Origin of the sequence: Streptomyces rimosus subsp. rimosus (assembly GCF_000720725.1) — a bacterium.
GTDB classification, from domain to species: Bacteria; Actinomycetota; Actinomycetes; order Streptomycetales; family Streptomycetaceae; genus Streptomyces; species Streptomyces rimosus_A.
Genome location: NZ_JOCQ01000175.1, coordinates 1 through 9,294 on the forward strand (window position 1 = coordinate 1; position 9,294 = coordinate 9,294).

Here is a 9,294-nt window from a genome sequence, read left to right on the forward strand (position 1 = left end):
GTGTGAGAGCGGGGGGCGGCGGGGCGGAAACGTCACGGCTGGGGTGGGGGGGGTGCTGTTGGGGGGGCGGGGCGGTGTCCGGGTGTGGGGCGGCGTTCGCGTGCGGGCCGGTGTACGCGTGCGGGGCGGCGTTCGCGTATGGAGCTGTGTCCGGGTGCGTGCGGGCCGGTGTACGCGTGCCGTCCGGCGCCTACGTGGGGCGGCGCCTACGTGGGCCGGCGCTTGCGGGCGTGCTCGTGTCCGTGCTGACGCTCGGGTCGGCGCTCGCGGGGATTCCGTCCGCGAGGTGCCGGGCTGCCCGCCTGCCGTAGGCGCAGTCTCCTGAGGCGGCGGGCTGCCGGTCGCCGGTCAGCGGTGCTGGAACTGCGGCCCCTGCGGCGGCAGGACGAAAGCCGGGTCCGGGATCGGGGTCGGGCCCGGGCCCGGGGACTGCTGCGGGTAGCCGTAGGCCGGAGGGGCCGGGACGCCCGGGGCCATCGGCCCTGTCGGATAGGGCTGGTGCTGGGCCTGCTGCGGAGACTGCGGGTAGCCGTACGCGGGCTGCGACTGCGGCTGCTGCGGCATCGGCCCGGGATACCCGTACGAGGGCTGAGCAGGCGGCTGCGCAGGGGGCGGCGGGAAGGTGGGGGCGTTCGGCGGATAGCCGTAGCCGCCACCGGTGGGCTGCGGCTGAGGCGGGAACGCGGCAGCCGGCGCCCCGGCGGGCGGCGCCGTGGACGGCGGGCTCGTAGGCGGGGCGGCGGGAGGCGGCAGGGGGAAGAAGTCCGGCTCTGCCTGGGAGGCCGGTGCGGGTGAGGACGGTGCGGGGAAGGCCGCCGGAGCCGGAGCCGAGGGCGCTGCCGGGGGCTGCGACGGGTCCGGGTCGGGGAGGTGCTGGGTGGTGTCCTCGGGGTTCGATGCGGGCGAAGGAGCATCCCCCTCGCGGGGGGTGCTGCCGGCCGCTGCTGCGCCGCCGGTCGCCGCCGCCGTACCGCTGGTGGGTACCGTGCTGCCGGTCGCCGCTGCCGCACCGCCGGCCGGTGCCGTGCTGCCGGTCGTCGCGGCGTTGCCGCCCGTGGCGGCGGGCGTGGGTGCGTGCGTCCCGGAAGCGCCCGTAGCCGTGGTGGCCGGGGTCGCGGTGGACGGGGCCGGGGCGGATGGCGCTGAGGCGGCCGTGCCGGGACCGGCGGCCGCGTCGTCGTCCTCCTCCACCGAGATCCCGAACTCGGTGGCCAGGCCGTTCAGCCCCTGCTCGTACCCCTGCCCCAGCGCCCGGAACTTCCACTGATCACCGCGCCGGTACAACTCGCCGCAGATCAGGGCCGTCTCCTTGCCCGTCTCCGGCACCACGTCGAACACCGCGATCGGCTCGTCCTCCCCGGAGGAGGCGTCGTAGAGCAGTACACGCAGGTCCCGCACATGGGCGAAGGTCCCGCCGTCCGCCGACGCGGTGAGCATGACGCGGTCCACCGACGCTTCGAGGGCGGCCAGATCCGCCTCGATCGTGTCGGCCAGCCCGTCGGCCAGCCGCGTCTTCGGCAGGTGCCGCACCAGGCCGCTGGGGTGGCGGGGCTGGTTGTAGAAGACGAAATCCGCATCCGAACGCACGCGGCCGTCGGCGGCGAGGAGCAGGGCCGAGGCATCGACATCGGGCACTCCGGCGCCGGGCGTCCAGCGCACCACGGCCCGGACCGCCGTGGTGTCGAGGGGTACGTTCGACCCTTTCAGCATCGCGTGCGTCATGTCCGTAATCCTGCCTTCCCGGAGGTCGGAGGGACAACGCGGGGGCCTCACCGGCGTGGCCCGGCCGGTCCCCGCGACACCCGGCCGTCGTGTGCGGGTCACGTGCTTTTCACATGGGCGGGAACTTTCCCGTCGCGGTCGCACGTACGATTACCGGCCGGATCCAGACAGCGAGTCGCCGCGGGGTGGCCCCGGCCCCGCCTGCTCACGGGGAGTTCTATGCGTCATTTTGGGCACCTTGCGCCCGATATCCGGAACGCTTTGTTCCACAAGGAGCCGGTCGAGTTCACCGCCGACTCCCCGCCCGGCACGCTCTCGGCGGCCCTCGGTGCGACGCTCTACAGTCCTGCCACCCGCCCCAAGCTCGCCGAGGACATCCTCAAGCAGGCCGGCCGTGGCGTGGTGTCCATGGTGCTCTGCCTGGAGGACTCCATCAGCGACGCCGATGTGGTGGCCGGTGAGGAGAACCTCGTACGGCAGTTCGCCGCCCTCGCCCGGGAACCCGGGAACGGCGCGGACCTCCCGCTGCTCTTCATACGGGTCCGCACGGCTGCCCAGATACCGGACCTGGTGGGCCGACTGGGCCCTGCCGTGCGGCTGTTGTCTGGATTCGTACTGCCGAAGTTCACCGAGGAGCGGGGTGTTCCGTTCCTGGAGGCGTTGGCCGGCGCGGAGGCGGACTGCGGGCGGCGGCTGTTCGCGATGCCGGTGCTGGAGTCGCCGGAGCTGCTGCACCTGGAGAGCCGCGGCGAAACGCTGCGGGGCATAGCGCGCACGGTGGACAAATACCGTGACCGGATACTGGCCCTGCGCCTCGGCGTCACGGACTTCTGCTCGGCCTACGGGCTGCGCCGGGCGCCCGACATGACCGCGTACGACGTGCAGATCGTCGCGTCCGTGATCGCGGATGTGGTGAACGTACTCGGCCGGGCGGACGGCACCGGCTTCACGGTCACCGGTCCGGTGTGGGAGTACTTCCGCCTGCACGAGCGGATGTTCAAGCCGCAGTTGCGGCAAAGCCCCTTCCTGGGCCGGGCGGAGGAGCTCCGGACGGCCTTGATCGAGCACGACATGGACGGCCTGCTGCGCGAGATCGAACTCGACCGCGCCAACGGCCTCCAGGGCAAGACCTGCATCCACCCCTCGCACGTGGCGCCGGTGCACGCGCTCTCGGTCGTCAGCCACGAGGAGTTCAGCGACGCCGTGGACATCCTGCGGCCCGAGCGGGGCGACGGCGGCGTCCTGCGCTCCGCGTACACGAACAAGATGAACGAGATCAAACCGCACCGGGCCTGGGCCGAACGGACCCTCCTGCGGGCCGAGGCGTTCGGAGTGGCCCGCGAAGGCGTCGGCTTCGTGGAACTGCTGACGGCGAGCCTCCCGCACACCTGACGCGGCGCACGCCTCGGCGGCCGGGGCTGCTGCCCCACCGGGCCGAGGGCACCCAGGAAGTGACGAACGATGACGACGACGGCGGAAGAGACGAAGGAGACGGGCGCAGTGGTGTGGACCGGAGAGTGGGTCGCGCAGCGGCTCGGTGTCTCGCTGAGCGGCGGGCCCGAACTGCCCCGGCTGCTGGGCCTGGCGCTGCGGCGCAACCCCAAGCGGGCTCATCTGCTCGTGTCGAACGTACTCGGCAAGCACGTACCGCAGCGGCCGGAAGCGGTCCACGGCGCGGGGCTCGGGCTGGGGCGCCGGGTCCGCGAACTGCTGGGGGACGCGGACGCCGCACGCGCCGTCGTCCTGGGATATGCGGAGACCGCGACGGGGCTCGGCCACAGCGTGGCCGACGGGCTGGCCCTCGCGCCGTATCTGCACTCCACGCGGCGGCCGGTCGCGGGAGTGGCGCAGGCGGGCGGCTTCGAGGAGGAGCACAGCCACGCGACCTCGCACCTGCTGCTCCCGGAGGACCCGTCGCTGCTGGCCGGGGACGGCCCCCTGGTCCTCGTCGACGACGAGTTCTCCACCGGCCGTACGGTCCTGAACACCATCCAGGCCCTGCACGCCCGCTTCCCGCGCGAGCGGTACGTCGTCGTCGCCCTGGTCGACATGCGTTCGGAAGCGGACCGCAACCACTTGGACAAGTTCGCCGCGGACCTGGGCGCGCGGGTCGATCTCATATCCCTGGCCGCCGGGGGCGTACAACTCCCGGCCGACGTTCTCGAACGGGGCCAGGCCCTCGTCGCGGCTCACCAGGACACCGCGCCGTCGGAAGCGCCCGGTGCGTCGGGGGGCGTGGCAGCCCCCGGCGAGGATGTGACTGCGGGCGGGGTCTCGGACTTGAGCGGGGTCTCGGACTTGGGCGGGGGCGCGACTCCGGATGGGGGCGCGGCTGCGGACGGGATTTCGGCCCCGGGCGGCACTGCGGCCCCGGGCGGCACTACGGCCCCGGGCGGCACTACGGCCCCGGGCGGTACCGCGGGTCGGCCACTCCCCGAGCGCATCCATCTCGGCTGGCCGGAGGGCGTGCCGGACGGTGGTCGGCACGGCTTCACGCCCGCGCACCGGGCCCGACTGGAAGCCGCACTCCCCGGCATGGCGGCCCGCATCGCCGACCGGCTCGCCGGTTCTCGCCGGGTGCTGGTCCTCGGCAACGAAGAGCTGATGTACGCGCCGCTGCGCCTCGCCGGAGCCCTGGACGACGCGATACCGGCCGAGGTCTATTTCTCGACCACCACTCGCTCGCCGGTCCTCGCCGTGGACGATCCCGGCTACGCCATCCGCACCCGGCTGGCCTTCCCCGCCCACGACCGGCCGGCCGACGGGCCGGGGGAGCGGTACGCGTACAACATCGCGGCCGGTGCCGACCCGCAGCGCCGCTTCGACGCGATCATCGCCGTCACCGACTCCCACGGCGACACTCCGCAACTCCTCGGCAACGACGGCCTCCTGGCACAGCTCGCCCCCCACACCGACCGGCTGCTGCTCGCCGTCGTCCCCTCCTACACACCGGCGTACGCGCTGCCGCAGGCACCGGAGCCCGCTCCGCAGCCCACGCCCCACGCCACGCAACGACAGGTCTGACCGATGCCACTCCCCGAGCCGCTGCGCGGCCCCGCCTTTTCCTCCTACGCCCCCGACGAGGTCGGCTGGCTGCTCCAGGACCTGTCCTCGGTCAGTCTGGAAGCGCCGACCGAGGAGCGCGAGGAGGCGATACAGGCCGGTGGCGCGCACTACGCCGAATCGCTGCCCGTCGAATACCAGCCGAGCGAGCAGTACCAGGCGCTGTTCCACAGCGCTCTGGCGACCTCCGCCGCCCGCATCGCGCGCGCCGTCGGCACCGTCACGGAAACCGTGCTCACCGAGCGCTCTCCCCGACCGGTACTGGTTTCCCTGGCCCGCGCCGGCACCCCGGTGGGCGTCCTGATGCGCCGCTGGGCACAGTACGCCGACGGGCTCGACCTGCCGCACTATGCCATCTCGATCGTGCGCGGCCGCGGTATCGACACCACCGCCCTGCGCTGGCTGGCCGCCCACCACGATCCGGCGGATGTCGTGTTCGTCGACGGCTGGACGGGCAAGGGCGCCATCACCCGCGAACTCGCCGAGGCTTTGCGGGGCTTCCCCGGCTTCGACCCGCGGATCGCCGTCCTCGCCGACCCCGGCGGCTGCGTGGACACCTACGGCACCCGCGACGACTTCCTCATCCCGTCCGCGTGCCTCAACTCCACCGTCTCCGGCCTGATCTCGCGGACCGTACTGCGCGACGACCTCGTGGGGCCCGACGACTTCCACGGCGCCAAGTTCTACCGCGATCTGGCCGACGCCGATCTGTCGCGGACGTTCGTCGACACGGTCGCCGCGCGCTTCGACGAGGTCGCCGAGCAGGTCGCCTCCGACGTGAAGGAACTGGCCGCGGCCGACCGGGCGCCCACGTGGGCGGGCTGGGCCGCGGTCGAGCGGATCAGCAAGGCGTACGGCATCCACGACGTCAACCTCGTGAAGCCGGGTGTCGGCGAGACCACGCGGGTGCTGCTCCGGCGGGTCCCCTGGAAGATTCTGGCCCGGCGCGGTGCCGGTACCGACCTTGATCATGTGCGTCTCCTGGCTGAACAGCGGGGCGTACCCGTCGAAGAGGTCGACGAACTCCCCTACTCCTGCGTGGGACTGATCCATCCCCGCTATACGCGGGGCGCGACGGGTGCGGACGGCAAGGCGGTGACCGCGCTGTGAGCACACTCGTCGCCAGCGACCTGGACCGCACCCTCATCTATTCGGCTGCCGCGCTGGACCTGGCCATGCCCGACGCCGAGGCGCCGCGCCTGCTCTGCGTCGAGGTCTACGAGCACAAACCGCTCTCCTACATGACGGAGACGGCAGCGGGACTGCTGGCCGAACTTGCCGACACCACCACATTCGTCCCGACGACCACGCGCACCCGTGAGCAGTACGGACGCATCCATCTCCCAGGCCGCGCACCGCGCTTCGCCATCTGCGCGAACGGCGGCCACCTGCTCGTCGACGGCGAGTCCGACCGCGACTGGCAGCGCACCGTCGCCGCGCGGCTGACTGCGGAGTGCGCCACGCTCGACGAGGTCCGTGCGCATCTGCTGCGCAGCGCCGATCCGGCCTGGCTGCTCAAGGAGCGCGTCGCCGAAGACCTCTTCGCCTACCTGGTGGTGGAGCGCTCGCTGCTGCCGCAGACCTGGGTCAAGGAACTCGCCGAGTGGGCCGACGCCCGCGGCTGGACCGTCTCGCTCCAGGGCCGGAAGATCTATGCCGTACCGAAGCCGCTCACCAAGAGCGCGGCCGTGGCGGAAGTGGCCCGGCGGACCGGTGCCGCGCAGACACTCGCCGCCGGAGACTCGCTGCTGGACGCCGACCTGCTGCTGGCCGCGGACCGAGGCTGGCGCCCCGGTCACGGGGAACTGGCGGCTTCCGGGTGGGACGCTCCGCACGTCACCGCACTGAGCGAGCGTGGAGTCGCTGCGGGCGAGAAGATCCTGCGGGCCTTCACCCGCGCCGCCGCTGCCCCGGCCCGCTCCTGCTGAGCCGTATGGCCAGGAAGGCCAGCACCGCCAGGGCGGCAGCCACCAGGACCACCTTTGAGTACGTGTCCGCATAACCGGTCACTTCCTCCCAGTTCTCGCCGAGCGCGTGGCCGGCGAGAACGAAGATCGAATTCCAGATCAGGCTTCCGAGCGTGGTCAGGAGAAGGAAGACCGGTATCGACATGCGCTCGATACCGGCCGGTATCGATATCAGGCTGCGGAAGATCGGGATCATCCGGCCGAAGAACACCGCTTTGGTGCCGTGCCGCTGGAACCAGCGTTCGGTCTTCTCGACGTCCGACACCTTGACCAGGGGCAGCTTGGCGGCGATCGCCAGCATGCGGGCCCGGCCGAGCGCCGCGCCCACGCCGTACAGCGCCAGCGCGCCGACCACCGATCCGAGTGTCGTCCACGCGAGCGCGGAGAACAGGGACATCCGGCCCTGGCCCGCCGCGAAGCCGGCCAGCGGCAGGATCAGCTCGCTCGGCAGGGGCGGGAAGAGGTTCTCGGCGGCGATCGCCAGGCCCGCGCCGGGTGCGCCGAGGGTGTCCATGAGCCCGGTGATCCAGCTGGTTTCCGTGAGTTCGTTCATGCTTCGACGGTAGAAATCCGCGGGGGCGGGCACATTGCGGAAAACCGCACAGAACACTGTGGTTTTCCGCAGTGTGGAGGTGCCGGCACAGCCACTAGCGTCTTGATCATGCGGGGGATGGCACGGCGCGGGATGCGCCTCACGGTCGGATTGTTGGTCGGCGCGGGCATGGTGGCGGTCGAGCTGCCGTTCATCGCGCTCTCGGGGCTCGCGCTGCTCTGTGTGTTCGTGTGGCCGCGCGAGAGACGCAAGGTCCTGGAGCCGGTGACGGCCGTGGCCCGGTGCCTCACCGAGTCCGCGCGCCGCCGCCTGCGGTTCGGCGGAGCCGATTTCTCCTACGGGTACGACACCGAGCGCGCACTCAAGTACCTGGCAGTCCGCTGGGCCCTGGGGGTACTGGGCGGTTGCGTGGTGCTCTCTGCGCTCGTGGGGGCGACCGTCGTCCTGTGGGCGTCGACGGCATGGATGTTCTCGCACATCGAGCACCCGGTGGATGTCGCGGAGACCGGTGTGGGCGCCGCGTTCCTGCTCTTCATCAGCCTCCAGGGGGTGTTCGGAGTGGCGGCCCTGGAAGCCCGGCTGGCGCGCCACTTCCTCGGCCCCACGCACGAGGAGGAGTTGCAGCGGCGGGTCGCGCAACTGGCCTCCAGCCGGGCCGGGGTCGTCGCGGCGGTCAACGACGAACGCCGCCGCATCGAGCGCGACCTGCACGACGGGGTCCAGCAGCGGCTGGTGGCCCTGGGCATGCTGCTCGGCCGCGCACTGCGCGCCAAGGACGAAAACCGCACGGTCGAACTGCTGAGACAGGCCCACGAAGAGAGCCGCCAGGCATTGACCGAACTGCGCGAAGTCGCCTGGCGGGTCTATCCGACCGTGCTCGACGAGGCCGGGCTCCGGGCCGCTCTGGAAACCGTCGCGGAGCGCTCCGCGGTGCCCGTCCGGCTCGACTACCGTCTCACCTGCGACCCCAGCACCGCCGTGGCGACCGTCACCTACTTCGTCATATCGGAAGCGGTCACCAATGCCGTCAAGCACTCCTGTGCGGACCGGATAGCCGTCACCGTCGACCGTGCGGAGAACACCCTGTTCCTGCAGGTCCAGGACAACGGCGGAGGTGGTGCGGACGCCTCCGGCAGCGGACTGTTCGGACTGGCCCGCCGGGTCGCCGCCATGGACGGCCGGTTCCGGGTGGCCAGCCCGGCCGGCGGACCCACCACGATCATCGCGGAGCTGCCGTGCGCGTAGTACTCGCCGACGACTCGACCTTGCTGAGGGAGGGCTTGGTGCGACTTCTGACCGAAGAGGATCACGAGGTGATGGCCGCGGTGGGGGACGCCGCGGAACTGATGACGGTGCTGGAGCGCGTACCGGCGGAGCAGCGGCCCGACGTGGTGGTCGTGGACGTACGGATGCCACCCACGCACACGGACGAAGGGCTGCGGGCCGCGGTCAGGATCCGCGAGCGCTGGCCGGACGTCGGCGTACTCGTCCTGTCGCAGTACGTCGAGCGGCGGTACGCCACCGAGCTGCTGACCGAGGACAGCGAGGGCGTCGGCTATCTCCTCAAGGACCGCGTCGTGCAGGTGGACGAGTTCCTGGACGCGCTGGAGCGGGTCGGCTCAGGGCGGGCGGCCTTCGACTCGGAGGTCGTACGCGTCCTGTTCTCCCGCAGCAGCCGCGCCGACCCGCTGAACTCGCTCACGGCCCGTGAGCGTGAGGTCCTCGCCCAGATGGCCGAAGGGCACACCAACGCGGCCATTGCCGCCAGGCTGCACATCTCCCGCAGCGCCGTGGAGAAGCACACCAACGCGATCTTCGACAAGCTCGGTCTGACCGGCACTTCCGGCTACTCTCGCCGCGTCCTGGCCGTACTGCGCTTTCTGGGGACCTGAGGAGTTTCAATGACTGCGTCAAGCTGCCTGCGCGACCGGCGGGGCGAAGGTGAAGACTCTGTTGTCGCGCAGGAGTGCCCACATCACGTCGACTCGT

8 protein-coding genes are annotated in these 9,294 nt (G+C 71.8%); 6 read left to right on the plus strand and 2 right to left on the minus strand.

Going from position 1 to position 9,294, the window contains the following annotated elements; genetic code table 11:
- Positions 1 to 348: 348 nt before the first annotated feature.
- Positions 349 to 1,722 (minus strand): TerD family protein, encoded by a 1,374-nt coding sequence (locus IH45_RS0141505; RefSeq protein WP_030681892.1) that lies wholly within the window; start codon positions 1,720 to 1,722, stop codon positions 349 to 351.
- Positions 1,723 to 1,941: 219 nt separating this feature from the next.
- On the opposite strand from IH45_RS0141505, the gene IH45_RS0141510 reads away from it, so the two are divergent.
- The 4 genes from IH45_RS0141510 (at position 1,942) to IH45_RS0141520 (ending at position 6,713) form a co-directional block, all read left to right on the plus strand.
- On the plus strand, positions 1,942 to 3,114 hold the full coding sequence (locus tag IH45_RS0141510) for an HpcH/HpaI aldolase/citrate lyase family protein (RefSeq protein WP_030681894.1): 1,173 nt from the start codon (positions 1,942 to 1,944) through the stop codon (positions 3,112 to 3,114).
- A gap of 69 nt (positions 3,115 to 3,183) precedes the next feature.
- Positions 3,184 to 4,746: a phosphoribosyltransferase family protein gene (locus IH45_RS1000000151200; protein ID WP_463607462.1), complete on the plus strand. Its 1,563-nt coding sequence runs from the start codon at positions 3,184 to 3,186 to the stop codon at positions 4,744 to 4,746.
- A 3-nt stretch (positions 4,747 to 4,749) separates the two neighbouring features.
- The gene (locus IH45_RS1000000151205; RefSeq protein WP_463607463.1) at positions 4,750 to 5,895 is read left to right on the plus strand and encodes a cysteine protease StiP family protein; all 1,146 of its coding nucleotides are present in this window, start codon (positions 4,750 to 4,752) and stop codon (positions 5,893 to 5,895) included.
- Positions 5,892 to 6,713, plus strand: coding sequence for an HAD family hydrolase (locus IH45_RS0141520; RefSeq protein WP_030681896.1), 822 nt, complete (start codon positions 5,892 to 5,894; stop codon positions 6,711 to 6,713). The genes IH45_RS1000000151205 and IH45_RS0141520 overlap by 4 nt, the downstream gene beginning before the upstream one ends.
- Here the strand turns inward: IH45_RS0141520 and IH45_RS0141525 are convergent.
- Positions 6,676 to 7,305, minus strand: coding sequence for a DedA family protein (locus tag IH45_RS0141525; protein ID WP_030681899.1), 630 nt, complete (start codon positions 7,303 to 7,305; stop codon positions 6,676 to 6,678). The two genes, IH45_RS0141520 and IH45_RS0141525, sit on opposite strands and share 38 nt — an antisense overlap.
- A gap of 108 nt (positions 7,306 to 7,413) precedes the next feature.
- Between IH45_RS0141525 and IH45_RS0141530 the strand changes: the two genes are divergently transcribed.
- Together IH45_RS0141530 and IH45_RS0141535 are read left to right on the plus strand one after the other, a co-directional pair.
- Complete coding sequence (locus IH45_RS0141530) at positions 7,414 to 8,550, plus strand: sensor histidine kinase (protein WP_030681902.1); 1,137 nt, start codon at positions 7,414 to 7,416, stop codon at positions 8,548 to 8,550.
- The gene (locus IH45_RS0141535; protein ID WP_030681907.1) at positions 8,541 to 9,197 is read left to right on the plus strand and encodes a response regulator transcription factor; all 657 of its coding nucleotides are present in this window, start codon (positions 8,541 to 8,543) and stop codon (positions 9,195 to 9,197) included. Before IH45_RS0141530 ends, IH45_RS0141535 begins: the two co-directional genes overlap by 10 nt.
- Positions 9,198 to 9,294: the final 97 nt, after the last annotated feature.